This is a genomic window from Bacteroidia bacterium (genome assembly GCA_027493955.1).
In the GTDB taxonomy this organism is placed as follows: domain Bacteria; phylum Bacteroidota; class Ignavibacteria; order SZUA-365; family SZUA-365; genus JAOSJT01.
The window spans coordinates 284,353-301,165 of the sequence record JAOSJT010000001.1; the positions used below are offsets into that span (position 1 = coordinate 284,353).

At 56.8% G+C, this 16,813-nt stretch carries 14 protein-coding genes; 13 read left to right on the forward strand and 1 reads right to left on the reverse strand.

Annotated elements, in window-relative coordinates; genetic code table 11:
- Positions 1-61: 61 nt before the first annotated feature.
- A complete protein-coding gene (locus tag M5R41_01140) occupies positions 62-538 on the reverse strand; it encodes an EVE domain-containing protein (protein ID MCZ7554991.1) in 477 nt (158 codons plus the stop codon).
- Between the two features lie 840 nt (positions 539-1,378).
- Between M5R41_01140 and M5R41_01145 the strand changes: the two genes are divergently transcribed.
- The 13 genes from M5R41_01145 (at position 1,379) to M5R41_01205 (ending at position 16,763) form a co-directional block, all read left to right on the forward strand.
- Positions 1,379-2,023, forward strand: coding sequence for an HAD family phosphatase (locus tag M5R41_01145; GenBank protein MCZ7554992.1), 645 nt, complete (start codon positions 1,379-1,381; stop codon positions 2,021-2,023).
- Between the two features lie 10 nt (positions 2,024-2,033).
- Positions 2,034-2,546, forward strand: coding sequence for a TlpA family protein disulfide reductase (locus M5R41_01150; GenBank protein ID MCZ7554993.1), 513 nt, complete (start codon positions 2,034-2,036; stop codon positions 2,544-2,546).
- Between the two features lie 3 nt (positions 2,547-2,549).
- Positions 2,550-4,154 (forward strand): DUF6029 family protein, encoded by a 1,605-nt coding sequence (locus tag M5R41_01155; protein ID MCZ7554994.1) that lies wholly within the window; start codon positions 2,550-2,552, stop codon positions 4,152-4,154.
- 89 nt (positions 4,155-4,243) lie between these two features.
- Positions 4,244-5,839: an Rne/Rng family ribonuclease gene (locus M5R41_01160; GenBank protein MCZ7554995.1), complete on the forward strand. Its 1,596-nt coding sequence runs from the start codon at positions 4,244-4,246 to the stop codon at positions 5,837-5,839.
- Positions 5,840-6,053: 214 nt separating this feature from the next.
- Entirely contained in the window at positions 6,054-7,181 is a 1,128-nt protein-coding gene (gene dnaN / locus M5R41_01165; GenBank protein MCZ7554996.1) for a DNA polymerase III subunit beta, read from the forward strand.
- A gap of 2 nt (positions 7,182-7,183) precedes the next feature.
- Entirely contained in the window at positions 7,184-8,317 is a 1,134-nt protein-coding gene (locus M5R41_01170) for a DNA replication/repair protein RecF (protein MCZ7554997.1), read from the forward strand.
- On the forward strand, positions 8,314-8,607 hold the full coding sequence (locus M5R41_01175) for a DUF721 domain-containing protein (GenBank protein ID MCZ7554998.1): 294 nt from the start codon (positions 8,314-8,316) through the stop codon (positions 8,605-8,607). The genes M5R41_01170 and M5R41_01175 overlap by 4 nt, the downstream gene beginning before the upstream one ends.
- An 8-nt stretch (positions 8,608-8,615) precedes the next feature.
- Positions 8,616-9,986 (forward strand): tRNA uridine-5-carboxymethylaminomethyl(34) synthesis GTPase MnmE, encoded by a 1,371-nt coding sequence (gene mnmE, locus M5R41_01180; protein ID MCZ7554999.1) that lies wholly within the window; start codon positions 8,616-8,618, stop codon positions 9,984-9,986.
- Between the two features lie 27 nt (positions 9,987-10,013).
- Positions 10,014-12,008, forward strand: a complete 1,995-nt coding sequence (gyrB, locus tag M5R41_01185; protein MCZ7555000.1) for a DNA topoisomerase (ATP-hydrolyzing) subunit B — start codon at positions 10,014-10,016, stop codon at positions 12,006-12,008.
- 1 nt (position 12,009) lies between these two features.
- A complete protein-coding gene (locus M5R41_01190) occupies positions 12,010-13,311 on the forward strand; it encodes a GWxTD domain-containing protein (protein MCZ7555001.1) in 1,302 nt (433 codons plus the stop codon).
- A gap of 1 nt (position 13,312) precedes the next feature.
- Positions 13,313-14,311 (forward strand): 4-hydroxythreonine-4-phosphate dehydrogenase PdxA, encoded by a 999-nt coding sequence (gene pdxA, locus M5R41_01195; protein ID MCZ7555002.1) that lies wholly within the window; start codon positions 13,313-13,315, stop codon positions 14,309-14,311.
- Between the two features lie 18 nt (positions 14,312-14,329).
- A complete protein-coding gene (locus tag M5R41_01200) occupies positions 14,330-14,986 on the forward strand; it encodes an ATP-binding cassette domain-containing protein (GenBank protein ID MCZ7555003.1) in 657 nt (218 codons plus the stop codon).
- On the forward strand, positions 14,979-16,763 hold the full coding sequence (locus M5R41_01205; protein ID MCZ7555004.1) for a DEDD exonuclease domain-containing protein: 1,785 nt from the start codon (positions 14,979-14,981) through the stop codon (positions 16,761-16,763). Before M5R41_01200 ends, M5R41_01205 begins: the two co-directional genes overlap by 8 nt.
- Positions 16,764-16,813: the final 50 nt, after the last annotated feature.

Sequence of the window (16,813 nt, forward strand, 5' to 3'; positions counted from 1 at the left end):
TGCTGCTGTCTCGCTCTTTGTTTCTTGAGCGGAGTCGAACGGAAATAATTTCGTGGCGCAGTCAGCGAACGGAGGATTTCGCCATCGCAAGGATTTTTTTCCATTCGGCCGGGCGGACCGGCTGCACCGAGAGGCGGCTGCCTTTACGGAGTAATTCCATATCCGCGAGTTCGGGGATATCGCGCAAGGACTCCAGAGGGAGCGGCGAGCGGAACTTTTCCACAAAAGAAATGTCGACCATGAACCAGCGTGGGGATTTGACTGTGGCCCTCGGATCGAATTTTGCGTGACCGGTTTCGAATTGCGTGTGATCGGGATAACCGGCCTGTGTCACGCCGGCAATCCCCACAATGGCGGGTGGATCCCCATTGCTGTGGTAGAACAACACACCGTCACCCACCTTTACCTCGTCTCGCAGCATATTGCGTGCCTGATAGTTCCGTACACCGTCCCAGCATGTGTTTCCGTCGCGCTGCAGATCGTCGATGCTGTAGGATTCCGCCTCGGTTTTAAATAGCCAAAAACACTGATTCTTCATACTGTGCCCCATGAGAAATTGCCCATACAACAACCTACGCGCTTCAGGCAAGATTAGAAAATGGAACAACGTTGCTCCACGACGGGTGCAAAAAAAATGTGCCCGATGAAAACAATGATTTCCTGAAACACCAACATCAGGCACTGCTCCGGAGCGGCGATGTTGGAACACTCATCCTGCCCGCGGCCGAAAGCCCAGTATCCAAACCTCTCAGCCGAAGGCCCCCGGTCCGTTGTTCGCTTTCTCTGATTATACCGTCACCCTCTCGGTGATTACAGAAGGTTTGACGTCATTTGTCCGCATACTGCGGGGGTAATTCACGGCGGATAATTCACCTTCCGAGTTCATTTGATTCACCCTGTTCATTGAGTATTTTACTCTATTGGACTCTTGCAGCGAATTTCATGCTCGCGTTAAACACCTCAGCACCTGACTTCACCTTACCCGATCACGACGGCACCCCGTCGCATGGAGAAATTTTCGTGTCAGGACCGTTGTTCCCGTTTTCCAACCCAAGGACGCTTCCCCTGTGTGCAACAGGCAATTGAACGATTCTGAATCGCCATTTACGGATTTTTGTGCCGATGCTGCGCAACGTCCCGCCATGATCGCCAACAGCGCCGGAGAACATCGGACTTTCCGTACACTCCGTGGTCCTTGTTTTTTCGTGCTTGCTGCCGATGCCTGTGTCACCGGACGAGTGAGCAAAGAACGCACATTTCTGCCAGTATCGGAACTGGCGTTGTCTCCCAAAGCCAGGGATGTACTCCTTCGCTGCACGAACGGCGCTTTCATGCTAGCGGAGCTCGCTCTGGACCGAATTTCGGAGGTACTGCCGGCATGATACGCGCTTTGATCAGCGACCTCGGGAATGTGCTGCTGCATTTCGACCACCGCATTATCCGCAGGCGCCTGGAAGAATTGTATCCCGGAGTCTTGCGTGAGCAGGGATCCAAGGGTGCCTTTTGGTCTCTTGTCGGGGATTTCGAAACCGGGGAAGTGGACGCCGACGAATTTCTTCCTCTCCTTGCCGCCGTGCTGAACCTGCCTGACGGTTTGGACAAAGCCCGGTTTTTCGAGGTGTGGGGAGACATATTCTGGCTTAATCGCGAGTATTTCGATCTACTCACCGAGGTTCGCGGGCGTGTAAAGCTGGTCATGCTTTCCAACACGAATCCACTCCATATAGACTTCGCGCGCGCGCGTTTTCCCGAGGCATTCGCGCTCTTTGATCACACTGTTTTCTCCTATGAATGCGGCTTCGCAAAGCCCGATCCGCGTATCTTTCAGAATGCGCTGACTGCGTGCGGCATTGCTCCGGAGGAAGCGTTGTACGTGGACGACATCGCTGCGTATACCACCGCCGCGGGCGCACTCGGCATGCACGCATATCAATACGTCTCCACAGACGCTTTGCGGGATGTGCTGAACATCTACGAACTCCACGTCACGGCACCCAATCATGCGGATATCACCGGTCACTAAAGGAATAGACATGAAACAATTCTCGCTCTTCGTTCTCCTTTTGCTCTGCGGAGCGATGCTCACCAGCAGTGCGCAGGATCTCACTTCGGTGAACTTCCACCTCAAAGACATCAATGGCAAGGACCAGTCCTTCCAGAAGTACCTCGACAAGGTAAAGGCCGGCGGCGAAAAAGGAGCCATTCTGCTCAGTTTCTGGGCGATGTGGTGTGAACCCTGCAAGCAGGAAATGAAATCGCTCGTCGAGACCTACAACAAGCTCAAGGACAAGAATTTCCATTACATCGCCATCAACCTCGATAATCCACGCAGTCTCGCGAAGGTGAAAGCGTATGTCACTTCCCAAAAGCTTCCCTACGAGTTTTGGATGGACCCGAACAGCGAGGCCTTCAAGAAGCTGAATGGTCAAAGCATGCCCTATTCATTGCTGGTCGACCGCGACGGAAAGCTCATCGCGAAGCATACGGGCTTCATCCCGGGCGATGAGAAGAAGCTCGAAGATGAAATCCGATCCATTGTGGAGTAGCGTATGAAACGTCTGCTTCTCGTCTTCGCCATCACGGTGCTTTGTGCCACCGCTCTCCGTGCGCAGGTACAATACTCCGTCTCGAACTATATGCGCTACGGCAACGGAACGCAGGTGGTGGGCGGTGTCAATACCGCGAAAGAGTACATCGAAAATCAGGCCAGTGTACGCCTGTTTTGGGACGATTTTACAGTCGGCTTCGAGCATCTCTACGACGATCCCCCCGAGTTCGGGCCGCGTTTCAACGGAATCCGGAAGCGGTATGTGGAATTCTCCCGTGCCGGTCTGGAACTGCGTGCCGGCGATTTCTATACGCTGTACGGCAAAGGTCTCGCGATGAACCTCTTCGAGAACCGCGGCATCAATTACGATACGCGTCTCGACGGCGTGCGCGGTATTTATCGCAACGACTGGACGAATGCCATTTTTGCCATGGGCAAGATGCGATACTATGACTTGCTCAATTCCGAACGCATCGAAACCTACTCCGTCAAAAGTGGGCATATCGAGTTCATGCCGCTGGAATATGTGCGCTTCGGTGCAAGCATGGTCGGTGCGGAGGGTGAACTGCCCAGTGCCTTCGGTCTGGACCGTGTGCATGCCGACATTCCGGAAGCCATGGTATCGCTCAGCGGCTACGGATTTGACCTGCATGTGCAGAAAGCCTCGAAACGCTCGTCCTTTCTCCGTCCTCAGGCGGATGGCACGAATGCGTCGGGTTTTTCGTACGGTGACGGTTTGTACGGAAGTCTGGCCTATACCTCAGACATCGGTCTCGGTGTGACGTTCGAATACAAGGATTACCGCTTCGATCCGGTGGGCGAGGAGGGCCGCGATCCCAATCGTCCGAGCCGCATGCTCCCGATGCAAAATCCTCCGATCGTACACAAGGAACATGTGTTCACGCTGCTTTCCCGCACGCCGCATGTCGTTGATTTTAACGATGAAATCGGCATGCAACTGGATGTGTATTACGCAGTATCGCCCACCCTGACCGTGAACCTGAACGGCTCTGCGGCGAGCAGGCAGAAGGGCTATACGTCGAACAATGGCTTCCTCGTCACGTGGGAACGCGACGTACGTTTCATGCCGAGTCTTGACCCGATGTTCTCGCCGTTCTGGGAATTGTACGGTGAATTGGAGTGGTACTTCGACGGCGGTTCATTCATACGTGCCGCGTTCAACCGTCGTTGGGTCAATCAATACGAGGGGAATCTCGGTCATGTGCAGGCGAGTTCGACTTTGCCCATCCGTGTGGAGTATCTGCTGGACGAAGAGTACAGCATCGGATTGAATCTGGAACAACAATTCTTCCATGACAGCTTCAATCGCACGAAACCGAACTTTTTCAACGAGTTCGTGTCGCTGTCGCTTGCACGTGCGGGACAGTGGACCGCGACGGTGCGTGTGGAATATACAACGGACCAGAGCGACGCTTCCGGAAAGGATTTCTGGCGCGCGGCGGAATTGGCCTACCGCATCGGTACGCATCATACCGCGACCATTATGTACGGGACGGAACGCGGTGGTCTGATTTGTTCGAGCGGTGTGTGCCGTGAGGTTCTTCCGTTCGACGGGCTCAGATTGTCGCTGCAGTCCCAACTTTGAGTATCGCGCGGGTTTCTCCCGCGCATAGTTTGGCCGGCCCGTGCCTTCCTCAAGGCACGGGCTCACGCCATGGAACACTACAGGATCGTATGCAAAAGGAAATCATTATCAACGCGTCGGACAATTTGCAGAGAGTCGCGATTGTCGAAGACGGGAAACTGGCCGAACTCTTCGTCGAGAGCGAAGAAAAAGAGCGTATGGTCGGCGACATTTACCTCGGAACCGTCGCAAAGGTCATGCCGGGCATTCAAGCCAGCTTCATCGATATAGGGCTCGAACAGGATGCGTTTCTCCACTATTCCGATGTCAGTGACGCGTTTCGGCAGGTGCGAACCGAAGCGGGAGACAGAGGGGCGGACTCCGTGGTCGTGGACGAAGCCGCCGTCGTTGCGACAGAGGAGAGTGCGTCCAACACGTCGGACGCCAAGCCCCAGCGCCGGCGCCGGCGACCGCCGTCACATGTGACGCTGAGCCGCGGCCAGGAGGTCGCCGTTCAAATTTTCAAGGAGCCGGTGGGAAACAAGGGGGTACGCGTGACAACCGAAATCGCGCTTCCCGGGCGCTTTCTGGTGCTGATGCCCTACGACGAGCTGGTGGGGGTCTCACGCAAAATACAGAGCTTCAAGGAGAAACGGCGCCTGCGGCGCATCGTTCGCTCCATGCTACCCGGCCGCTTCGGAGTCATCATTCGCACGGTGGCTGAAGGCAAGGCCGAGGATATTCTGCGCGCTGATCTGGAAGCACTCCTGACGACATGGCGCGACATTGAGCGCACCATGAAAAAATCTTCGGCCCCGGCACTTCTGTACAAGGACATGAATTCCTCCACCAGCACCATTCGCGACCTCTTTTCAGAAGATGTGCGCAGGGTTGCGGTGGATTCACGGCGCATGTACCGCGAGATTCGCGCCTACCTCAACCTCGTCGCCCCCCACAAGGTGGACGTGCTTGAGTATCACGGAAACCGCGAACCCATTTTCGATACCTACGGCATCGAAAAACAAATCGAGCAGTCCATGAGCCGCAAGGTCTGGCTGAAAAGCGGCGGATACATCATCATCGAACATACCGAGGCGATGAAGGTGATAGACGTCAACAGTGGACGCTATGCCGCGAAAAGGGAACAGGAACAGAATTCCCTGCGAACGAACATGGAAGCGGCGCGTGAAATCGCCCACCAAATCCGGCTCCGTGATCTCGGCGGTATCATTGTGATCGATTTCATCGACATGGAACAGGAAGAAAATCGCCGGAAGCTGTTCGATGAAATGCGTCGCGAAATGCGCAAGGATCGTGCGAAATTTACCATCCTGCCGGTCACCGAGTTCGGTCTCATCCAGATAACCCGCCAACGCGAACGAGAGAGCGTCCAAATGTCCATCAGCGAAGCCTGTCCCACCTGCCAGGGGACGGGACGCGTGCTCTCAAAATCGTCACTCCTGACACAGATCGAACGCTGGCTGCGTCGCTTCCGTGTTCGCAGTCGCGAGTTGCGGCTCACCGTACTCGTCCATCCCGCAATGCAGTCCTTCCTGCTGGACGGAGCGATTTCGCAAGCGGGACGGCTCATGCTCAAGTATTTCATCAGGCTGAAAATTGTCGCCGATCACACCCTGTCCGTGGACGAATTCCGCGTTATTTCCACGCGCAAGGGCAAAGATGTCACCAAGGATTTCCATGTCTGAGACCGGGGTTGGTTTGCGGCTGTAACACATTGAAAAATAAGGCGTTAATCCTTTCCTTTCTGAGAAGATCCGTTGGCATGCCAGCGGATTTTTTCCTATATTTATTGATTGAAAGCGTCGATGCCGGAATGGGGTGGTTCAGGTCATCCGCCCGGGCTTCATGGACACGCTCTCGGTCGGTCAGAATATTTTTTATCGAATTTCGGAGGCAAGAATGAAATTTTCCGTCGTCAGCAGCGATCTCCACAAGGCACTGTCGAAAATCATCAGTGTGGTGCCGTCGAAGTCCACGTTGCCCATTCTCGAGAGTGTGTTGTTCGAGCTGACCGGAAACGACCTGCGACTGACCGCGAGTGATTTGGAACTTTCGATGACGGTTTCCCTGCAGGTCCAGGGCGAGCAGGATGGTCGAATCGCCGTCCCGGCCAAGAAGCTGAACGAGACGCTTCGGGCTCTGAGCGCAACGGATGTCCTGTTCACTGCGGATGAGGGCACCCGTCGTATCGGTATCAAAACTGATCAAGGCGAATATAAAATGGCCGGCGAGAGCGCATCCTCTTTTCCCGAGGCGCAGATACTCGAGGAGGATTTTTCTCTGCAGATCAAGGCCGATCTTCTGCGAGGGATTATTGCCAAAACTGTGTATGCCGTAAGTACCGACGACCTCCGCCCGTCCATGATGGGGGTGTTGTTCCAGTGGCGCGGTGGTGAGTTCTACGCAGTTTCCACGGATGGCCATCGTCTCGTCCGTATCCGTCATAAAGGCGAGCTTGCAGAAGCGCACAGCGGTGGTGATCGCGACGTCATCATTCCCGCCAAAGCGCTGAACGTGGTTTCGAAATCGCTGGGCGACGGTGACGTACATGTCGTATTCGGGCGCACGAACGTCCGTATAACCTTTGGAGACATGCTGCTTCTCTCGCGCATCATCGACGAGCGCTACCCGAACTACGAGAGCGTCATACCTCAGGAAAACGACAAGGTGCTTGAGGTGAACCGCGCGGCGCTTATCGCCGCAGTGCACCGCTGTTCGATTTTCTCGAACGCGATCACCAATCAGGTGCGCTTCGCCGTTTCCAAAGAAGAACTGCGTGTAGCGGCGGAGGATATCGATTTCGGCGGCGAAGCCCGCGAGACCATCCCCGCCGTATTCAGCGACGATGATGAACTGGAAATTGGCTTCAACGCCCGTTACGTCTCCGAAGCGCTGCAGCATCTCGAGTCGGATGACGTGCATTTCCTGTTCAGCGCCTCCTCCCGTGCCGGACTTGTGCGTCCGAAACAGGAGGACCCCGATCTCGATATTCTCATGCTTGTCATGCCTTTGCGATTGAATGCCTGAGCATGCTTCTGAACCGTCTGCGTATCGCCAATTTTCGCAACCACTCTGCGACGGATATTGATTGTCCGGAAGGAACGCTGTTGCTGCTTGGTGAGAACGGCGCGGGTAAAACGACCGTCCTTGAAGCGATTTCCCTGTTGTGCACCTCCCGCAGTTTTGTCACCCGGCAGGACAAGGGGCTGGTCGCCATCGGCGCTCAGCAATTCTCGCTCGAAGGAGCCTTTACCACTTCGACACGGAGCAGACGGCATGTGACCGTGGAATATCCCCTGGACCAGCGCAAGCGCATCGAAGTGGACTTCACCCCGCTCGACGCCGCGTCGGATCTCATCGGCATGTTCCCCCTGGTGGCGCTCTCACCGCAACACCGCCCCATTACCTCTGGCGGTCCTGCGGAACGAAGGGCCTTCATCGATTTCGTGCTTTCGCAGGTCCATCACAACTATCTCGAAGATCTGTTGACCTATCGGCGCGTCCTCAAGCAGCGCAACACCCTGCTCGCCGAGGCGGACGGCCGGCTGAGCGCCATTGCCGGCGTTATTGACGCCTGGGATCAGGCGCTTGCAGAATCCGGCGTGCGTATCCTCCGCAAGCGCGCGGAATTCATTGGGCAGTATCTCCCCTATGTGCATCAGTCCATGTCCGGTATCATCGAAGGACGGGAAAGTGTCGACATCAACTACGTCGGCAGCTGTAGCGCCGACATCACGTCCGGGGATGCCGCAGCGCAGTACCTGACCGAGCTAATCGAGCGCAGACCTTCGGACCTACGCCGGGGCGTCACCAGCATGGGGCCGCATCGCGACGATCTGTCCATCATGCTCAACGGTCTCGACGTACGGGCGCAGGCCTCGCAGGGTCAGCACAAGACCATTCTCATCGCCTTGAAAATCGCCGAGTATCATTATCTTGACGAGCATCTGGATGAGACCCCATTGCTGTTGCTGGACGACGTTTTCAGTGAGCTCGATGATGCGCGTCTCGACCGTGTGCTCGCTCTGACACAGGGACTCGGGCAAACCTTCATTACATCAGCACATACGAGTCTCCTCCATGTTTTGGACGGCGCACCCGGCGATCATCACGCGCTGCGCATCGAGAGTGGCGGCGTGTACAGACTGGCGGATGTGGCATGAAGGGGTTGGGAAAAACATCCTCGCTCGCTAACGCCATGCACGCCGCACTGGAGAGGCGCGGAATGGACCGCCACGTCAGGGAGCAGCAGGTGTTGATCCGCTGGGTCGAGTATGTCGGCGAGGCGGTGGCCCGTCAGGCGACACCGAATCGTTTTCACGATGGAGTACTCTGGCTTACAGTTCCTGATGCAACCTGGAGAATGGAGCTGCACAGCATGCGCAGGGAACTTCTGGAGAGAATCAATACCGCAGCCGGTGAAGAATTGGTTCGGGAAATACGGGTCCGGTGACAGCAACGATGAACACAGCCATACACCAGGAAGACACCATCGCCGCCCTCGCCACACCACCGGGTGTGAGCGGGCTCGCGGTGATACGGGTGTCCGGCGCGGACGCGATCGACTGCGTCGCGGCGGTGTTCCGCGGCGGGGATCTACGGCAGGCTTCTTCGCACACCATGCACCATGGACATGTCCTGAATCCGCAAGGCCATACCATCGACGAAGTACTTGCCGCAGTGTTTCGGGCCCCTCGCTCGTATACAGGAGAAAACAGCGTGGAAATCAGCTGCCACGGCGGGGCGACAGCATACAGGGCAGTGCTCGATCGGCTCTACGCGGCAGGGGTACGTCACGCCGAACCGGGCGAATTCACCCGCCGGGCCTTTCTCAATGGAAAAATGGATTTGTCGCAGGCGGAAGCTGTCGCCGATCTCATCCATGCACAAAGCGAGGATGCGCATCAGGCATCGGTCCGGCAACTCGAGGGACGGCTGTCGAGCTTCGTCGAAGGAATCCGCTCTTCGTTATTACACTGTCTCGGTATGCTGGAACTGAGTCTGGATTTCGTCGAAGAGGATGTCGAATTTCTCACTGCCGAACGACTGCGCTCAGATATCGCACAGGCGGAAGCCAAACTGCGGGATGCTCTCGCCACCTTTCGCAGCGGGAGGATCATTCGCGAGGGTGTGAAAGTCGTGCTGCTCGGGAAGCCCAACGTCGGCAAATCCAGTCTTCTGAATGCCGTGCTCGGCACGCAGCGCGCAATCGTGACCGATGTACCGGGCACCACGCGCGATTATATCGAAGAACAGATGATGCTGCACGGACGTCCGTTCCGCTTCGTTGATACGGCAGGGTTGCGCGAGACGCATGATCGAGTCGAACAACTCGGTATCTCCGCGAGCACGGAACAACTTCGCGACGCGGACATCGTATGCGGCATCATCGATGATCCTGCGGAGAGCGAAGGACTCGAGGTGCTGCGGAGCCTGGCTGCGGATATCGGAGCACGATGTATCGGCGTCCTGAACAAATGCGATCTCCACACGCATCCATTGGTAACGGATACAGACCTCGTCAGCATTTCGGCATTGCATGGAACCGGCCTGGATGTATTGCTTCAGCGGCTCGCCGATGTCGCCGCGAACATCGGCATGCTCCCTGCGTCCTACGAAGTCGTCGTTACGAACGTGCGGCATGCCGCGTGTATCGAGCGGGGGATCACCGCGCTGGGGCGGGCAGCATCTGCAGCGGAGGCGGGCCGGACGGAAGAATGCATCGCAGTCGAACTGCGGGAGGCCGCCGACGCCCTGGGCGAGATAATCGGCGTCGTTACCACGGACGATATTCTCAACGGGATCTTTTCCCGATTCTGCATTGGCAAATAATTCTCATACTACAGGCATACACCAACCATGACCAAGGAAAAAGAAGAACTCGCAAAACAATACTCCGAAACCAGCATCAAGGTGCTCGAAGGCCTCGAAGCGGTTCGGAAGCGTCCCGCCATGTACATCGGCGATGTCGGTGTCCGCGGATTGCACCATCTCGTGAACGAGGTCGTTGACAATTCGATTGACGAGGCGCTTGCAGGGTTTTGTGATAAAATCGATATCACCATCCATAAGGACGAGTCCATCACAATCGAAGACAACGGCCGCGGTATCCCCGTCGGACCCCATCCGGTGAAAAAAATCAGCACCCTGGAAGTGGTCATGTGTACCCTGCACGCCGGCGGAAAATTCGACAAACAGACGTACCAGGTTTCCGGCGGTCTCCACGGCGTCGGTGTGTCGGTTGTGAATGCGCTGTCCGAATGGCTTGAGGTGGAAATCTACCGCGAGGGCAACATTTACGTGCAGCGGTATTCGCGTGGCGCTCCCGAGCATGGCATCAAGACCCTCGGCAAAACGAAAAAGACCGGCACCAAGGTGACGTTTTTGCCGGACAACCAGATCTTCAAATCCACCGAGTTCCGTTTCACCTATCTCGAGGAGCGGCTGCGCGAACTCGCGTATCTCAACAAGACCATTCGCATCTCGATTAAGGATGAACGTGACGGCGAAGAGGCGGTGTACTTTTTCAAGGGCGGACTGGTGGACTTTGTGCAGTACATCGATACCGACCGGCAGAGCTTCATGAAGAAGCCGATATACGTCGAAGGCATGCGCGACAATACGCCGGTTGAATTGGCGATGCAGTACAATGACTCCTATACGGAAAACATTTTCACCTACGTCAACAACATCAACACGCATGAGGGGGGTACCCATCTCATCGGCTTCAAATCCGCACTGACGCGCGCACTCAACAACTATGCGTACAAGAACGGCCTGGTCAAGGAAGGCAAGCTCACCATGGGGGGCGACGATTTCCGTGAAGGATTGACGGCGGTGCTCAGCGTCAAGGTCGCAGAACCGCAGTTCGAAGGGCAGACGAAGACCAAACTGGGGAACAGCGAGACCAAGAGTATCGTCGAAACCATCATTTTCGAACAGCTTTCTCTGTATCTCGAACAGAATCCCCCGACGGCGAAACGCATCATCGAAAAAGCCGTTCGCGCCGCCGAAGCACGAGAGGCCGCACGGAGGGCGCGCGACCTGACGCGACGCAAAAATGCCATGGACTCCCTCAGTTTGCCGGGTAAGCTGGCCGATTGCTCCATCACCGATCCGGAGCATTGCGAAGTGTATCTCGTTGAGGGCGATTCGGCAGGCGGCTCAGCCAAACAGGGACGGGACCGGCGTTTTCAGGCGATTCTCCCGCTCAAGGGAAAAATTCTCAACGTGGAAAAAGCCCGGCTTCACAAGATTCTTGAGAATCAGGAAATCAACGCCATCGTCTCCGCCATGGGCGCGGGCATCGGTGGGGAGGACGACATTGACCTCAGCTCGCTCCGGTACGGCAAGATCATCATCATGACCGATGCCGATGTGGACGGCAGCCATATTCGTACGCTGTTGCTGACCTTTTTCTTCCGCTACATGCGGGCGCTGGTCGAAAACGGCAAGGTGTACATCGCCCAGCCTCCCCTGTACAAAATCAAGAAGGGGAAAGTGGAGCGTTACGCCTTCGACGACGACGAGCGCGATGAAATCATTAAAGTCCTGCGCGGCCAGAAAATCGTCGAAGCGTCGGATGACGCGGAGCCGGTATCGACAGACGGCGATGAGATCGTCACACGCAAGGACGGTATCACGATCAGCCGCTTCAAAGGTCTGGGTGAGATGAATCCGGAGCAGCTTTGGGAAACGACGATGAATCCCGAAACGCGCACGCTGTTGCTGGTGACGCTCGAAAACGCCGCGGAGGCCGATCGTCTTTTCCAGATCCTGATGGGCGACTCCGTCGAGCCGCGTCGTCAATTCATCGAACGGAATGCGAAATACGTCAGAAACCTCGATGTCTAACATGCGACACTCCCTGCTGACAGCGATTCTGCTGAGTTGCCTCATCGCCCCGGGCGCGTTGGGGCAGCCGGAACAACGTTTGAAATATGGGCAGCTCCTCTACGCGGAGGTTGTCCCCGGCCTGTCCGATAGCGCCGGTGTCGGACGTGCAGACCTGTTGCTTCGGGTGTCGTATGATTTCATGGTATTCGAACGCGGCAAAGACGCTGTCACCGATGCACCGTTTCATGGCGGTGTGGATGTGTCGGTCGATCTCCGCAGAGATGGGGTATCTATCGGGTCCATGAATTTCGGTGCATCCACTGCGGCGAACGGCTATTCGGAAACAGATCGGCGGGATCAGTTTCTCCTGCTCCAGCGAACGCTGTTTCTGGAAGCGGGCGAATATTCCGCACTGATCGTCGTTTCGGACAGGGGTTCGACTCGTGAGAGCGCCATAAACAAGTCCTTCAGCATCAGGCGCTTCGACGCGCCAGCGTTGGGGACGCCGATCATTCTGGAAGTGGATTCCATGGCAGGGATGAGCGGCGCGTACGGCTACGCGGGATACCTGCCTTTCGCGAGACCAGCCGCTTTGGCTATCCCTTCCGAAGCCGGACGGGAAGGAGACTGGTATATCGTTCTCGAACGACGCGGCCGCACGCGCGAGATCGTGTTCGAGGGCCAGGTGCAGCCGACAGAGGTCGTGCGACGGAAGTCGCTTCGCCGCGCGGATGGAGTGGTGGAGGATTTCCGCTACACCGATTGTGCTTCCTGCGTCGGGCAATTCACGCTCCTTGCCGTACCGAGCGAGAGCGCGGACACGGGGCCTTACACACTGCGCGTCATCTCCCGCTCCGGGGAATCGGCCGACACGATGACCGTCGACACCGAGATATTCTGGCGTGACATGCCGTACTCGATGCGCGACATCGATTTCGCTATCGAGGCCATGCGGCATATTCTTACCCGCGAACAGCTCAAACAGATGAACGATGGCGATGAGAGCTACAAGCGTCAGCAGTTCCGTCGCTTCTGGAGCGAGCGCGACCCCACTCCCGGTACGGCTTTCAATGAAATGATGGCAGAATATTTCATCCGTTGTGATGACGCCTATTACAAATTCCAGACGCTCTACGAAGCGAACGGGATCACGACTGATCGTGGAAAGGTGTACATTCTCTTTGGCGCCCCGGAGGATACGGAACGGATATTTCGTAGCGGCGAACCCTCCATAGAGATATGGTCCTACCCGTCGTTGGGAAAGACGTTTCGCTTCGCGGACAGCCGGCAAAACGGAAACTACCGTCTGATGGAGGACTAACATGGATTTACCGATTATCGCTATATCTGCGGGTGACGTCAACGGCATCGGTCCCGAGGTGATACTCAAAGCCTTCGATCGCTCGGAATTGTTCGACGTGTGTATTCCGGTCGTATACGGTCCCGCCGCGGCGTTCGAGTGGTATGCGCATCGCCTGGGCTTACAGCATATTCCCGTCGACGCGGTACGCACTCCCGCGACGGCGCAGCAGGGTCGTTTGAATATGGTGGATCTCGGCTCACATTTTCAGGCGGCGGAAATCGGCAAGCCGACACCGTTGTCCGGAAAAGCGAGCCTGGACGCAGTGCGGGCCGCGTTTGACGACGTGTTCGCGAAACGGGCGGACGCCTTGGTAACCGCTCCGATCTCCAAGGAGGCCATCGGTTTGGCGGGAAGCGGATATCACGGACACACCGAAATGCTTGCGGATTTCTGCGGTTGTGGAGACGACGTCATCATGATCCTCTCCGGCAACACGATGAAGGTCGGACTCGTCACCGTGCACATGCCCGTCAGCGCCATCGCGCCGGCATTGACACGGCAGGCGGTCGAACGTACCCTGCGGCTGGGTCTCCGGGCAATGACGACGGATTTCGGCGTGGATAATCCCCGGCTCGCCGTCCTGGCGCTCAATCCTCATGCCGGAGATGGCGGCTACCTCGGCAGCGAGGAGCGCGACATCATCATTCCGGCCATCGAAGCGATGCGCGACGAAGCCGGAAGCATCGAGGGACCGTTCGCAGCGGATGGTTTTTTCTCCACGCACAACAAGACCCTGTACGATCTCATCATCGCGATGTATCACGACCAGGGCCTCATCCCGTTCAAAATGCAGGCGCAGGGCCGGGGTGTGAATGTCAGCTGCGGTTTGCCGATAGTCCGCACATCACCGGACCATGGTACTGCGTACGGAATCGCCTCCCATGGGCTTGCAAGTGCCGAGAGTATGAAGGAAGCCGTTCTCGCGGCGCGGCGCATCGCCCTGAACAGACGTCAATAAACGGAGGACCGCCGACTCATGATCGAATTCCACAATGTCCGGTTGACGCTCGCCAACCAGCACATCTTCGATCACGCAAATCTCGTGATATCGGAGGCGGAGTTCGTCTATGTGATCGGTGAGACGGGTATCGGGAAGAGTTCCTTTCTGCGCCTGTTGTATATGGATCTGCTCCCATCCTTCGGTCGCGTACGCATCGGCGGCTATGATTCCTCCATCATCACAAAGCATCAGATCCCGTACCTTCGAAGAACACTCGGAATCGTTTTCCAGGATTATCGCCTGCTGGACGACAGAAACGTGTACGAGAACATCGCGTTCGCACTTCATGCCACGGGCGCCAGACGGCAGATCATTCCCACCAAGGTGCACAGTCTCCTTGCGGAGGTGGGTCTCTCGTCGAAGGAATTCGCCATGCCCGACGACCTCTCCGGCGGCGAACGCCAGCGTGTGGCAATAGCCAGAGCGCTCGTGAACGATCCGGTGATTCTTTTGGCCGATGAACCGACGGGCAATCTCGATCCGTCGGCGTCGCGGGATATTCTCGCCATTTTCGACCGCGTGAACCGCAGGGGTACGGCCATCATTATGGCCACGCATGATTACAGTCTCCTCGCGCAGCGGCCGGGGCGGGTGATCAAAATCCAGAACAGAAATTTTTACGACGTTGTCTGACACGCGACACGTGCAGCCCGGATTTTTGGCGCCGGAGGAAGTGCCGCTTCACGCCTATCAGATCGCGGACACCGATTTTGTGGTGTGCGATGTCGAGACCACCGGCTTGTCGCCTGAGCGCAATCGTCTGACCGAAATCGCATTGGTCAGAATTCGCGGGGGCGAGATCGTGGATCGCTATTCCTCCCTCATCAATCCCCGGCAGTTCATTCCTCCCGAAATCACCCGCCTGACCGGCATCAGCAATGAGATGGTGTACGCCGCGCCGGAGGCGACGGAGGTCCTGCCGGTGGTCAAACGTTTTATCGGCGACGCGGTGTTCGTCGGACACAATGTACGCTTCGATCGTTCCTTCGTGGATGCTTCGCTGTTGCGTATCGGAGGAGCAGCCCTGCAATCACCTATGCTCTGTACGGCACGTCTCGCACGGCGGCTGATGCCCAAGAAATCGCGGGCGTCGCTCGGCGTTCTTGCCGCGCAGTACGGCATCCGCATCAACAACCGGCACCGCGCGGGTGGAGATGCCGAGGCCACCGCCCGCTTGCTGCTGTTGTTCCTGAATACCCTCGAAGAAGAATTTGATATCACGGAACTCGGCGACGTACTTTCGTTTCAGAACAGGCAGATTTATCGCATTACGGGTGCTCCGAAGTACTACACGAGACTGGAACAGCAGCTTGCCGAGCTGCCGCATACGCCGGGAGTGTATTTTTTTCATGGGAAAAAGGGCGAAATACTGTATATCGGCAAGGCGCGTAATCTGAAACAGCGTGTCAGTTCGTACTTCTATCACAATATCGGTCACACGGAAAAAATCCGGCGCCTGCTCCGTTCCGTACACGGCATTTCATGGAAACAGACGGAAACGGAGCTCTCCGCGTTGCTCAGCGAATCGCGTCTGATCAAACAACATCAGCCCGATTACAACACGCAGCTCAAACGCTATCGCCGTTATCCGTTCATTCGCATCTCTGTGCAGGACGACTGGCCGCGAGTGGACTGGTGCTACGACATACGCGACGATGGTGCGGAATACTTCGGACCGTTCCGCAGCCGCTTTGCGGTGGAGGACGCGCTCGACAGCATCAACAAACTGTTCGGCCTGCGGGAATGTGGCGGAACGATTCGTCCCGATCCCGCGATCAATCCCTGTCTGTATTATGACATCAAACGCTGTGCCGCACCCTGCGCCGCCCTCGTCAGCAGAGAGGAATACGCGCGTGAGGTGGGTGACGTCATGCGTTTCATGCAGGGTGAGCACGACGAGGTGATGCTGCGTTTCCGGGACCGCATGAAGACAAAATCCGATGCGCTGGATTTCGAGGGAGCCGCGGTGCTGCGCGATCGCATCTCCGCGCTCGAGCGTATGATACGGCAACAGCGCGTCATGGTGCATTCCGTTCGCAAGCAGAATCTCGCCATCGTCACGCTTGCCCGGGGCAGCAATGTCGAAGTGCACTTCATAAAGGGCGGCATGCTCGCGGCACAGTTTCTGGTCGATCAGAAGCGCATGGTGAAAAAGGATTTACTCGATGCGCTCCGGGATATTTACGCCGGGCGACAGACCGAACTCTTTGGCGGTCGCATCGAGGATATAGACGAAATGCGCATCATCGCATCCTGGTGCCTCACGCGGCGCGACGAATCCACGTACGTGGACATCGACACCTTCCCGAAATCCGACGATGCGCTGGAGCCGCTGTGCGACACCATCCGAAATGCCGGAATGATGATTACCGAGGACAGCGACTCTGCGAGCGGGGAGCTGGGAGCGTAGAGAGCAGCGAGGGTACAGTGAAGAAGAAAGGGGTAGTCTCGTGTACTGCG

Bases quoted from the DNA above. Each gene is read 5' to 3' on its own strand.
- M5R41_01140 (MCZ7554991.1), bottom strand. From the start codon at position 538: ATGAAGAATCAGTGTTTTTGGCTATTTAAAACCGAGGCGGAATCCTAC.
- M5R41_01145 (MCZ7554992.1), top strand. From the start codon at position 1,379: ATGATACGCGCTTTGATCAGCGACCTCGGGAATGTGCTGCTGCATTTC.
- M5R41_01150 (MCZ7554993.1), top strand. From the start codon at position 2,034: ATGAAACAATTCTCGCTCTTCGTTCTCCTTTTGCTCTGCGGAGCGATG.
- M5R41_01155 (MCZ7554994.1), top strand. From the start codon at position 2,550: ATGAAACGTCTGCTTCTCGTCTTCGCCATCACGGTGCTTTGTGCCACC.
- M5R41_01160 (MCZ7554995.1), top strand. From the start codon at position 4,244: ATGCAAAAGGAAATCATTATCAACGCGTCGGACAATTTGCAGAGAGTC.
- dnaN (MCZ7554996.1), top strand. From the start codon at position 6,054: ATGAAATTTTCCGTCGTCAGCAGCGATCTCCACAAGGCACTGTCGAAA.
- M5R41_01170 (MCZ7554997.1), top strand. From the start codon at position 7,184: ATGCTTCTGAACCGTCTGCGTATCGCCAATTTTCGCAACCACTCTGCG.
- M5R41_01175 (MCZ7554998.1), top strand. From the start codon at position 8,314: ATGAAGGGGTTGGGAAAAACATCCTCGCTCGCTAACGCCATGCACGCC.
- mnmE (MCZ7554999.1), top strand. From the start codon at position 8,616: ATGAACACAGCCATACACCAGGAAGACACCATCGCCGCCCTCGCCACA.
- gyrB (MCZ7555000.1), top strand. From the start codon at position 10,014: ATGACCAAGGAAAAAGAAGAACTCGCAAAACAATACTCCGAAACCAGC.
- M5R41_01190 (MCZ7555001.1), top strand. From the start codon at position 12,010: ATGCGACACTCCCTGCTGACAGCGATTCTGCTGAGTTGCCTCATCGCC.
- pdxA (MCZ7555002.1), top strand. From the start codon at position 13,313: ATGGATTTACCGATTATCGCTATATCTGCGGGTGACGTCAACGGCATC.
- M5R41_01200 (MCZ7555003.1), top strand. From the start codon at position 14,330: ATGATCGAATTCCACAATGTCCGGTTGACGCTCGCCAACCAGCACATC.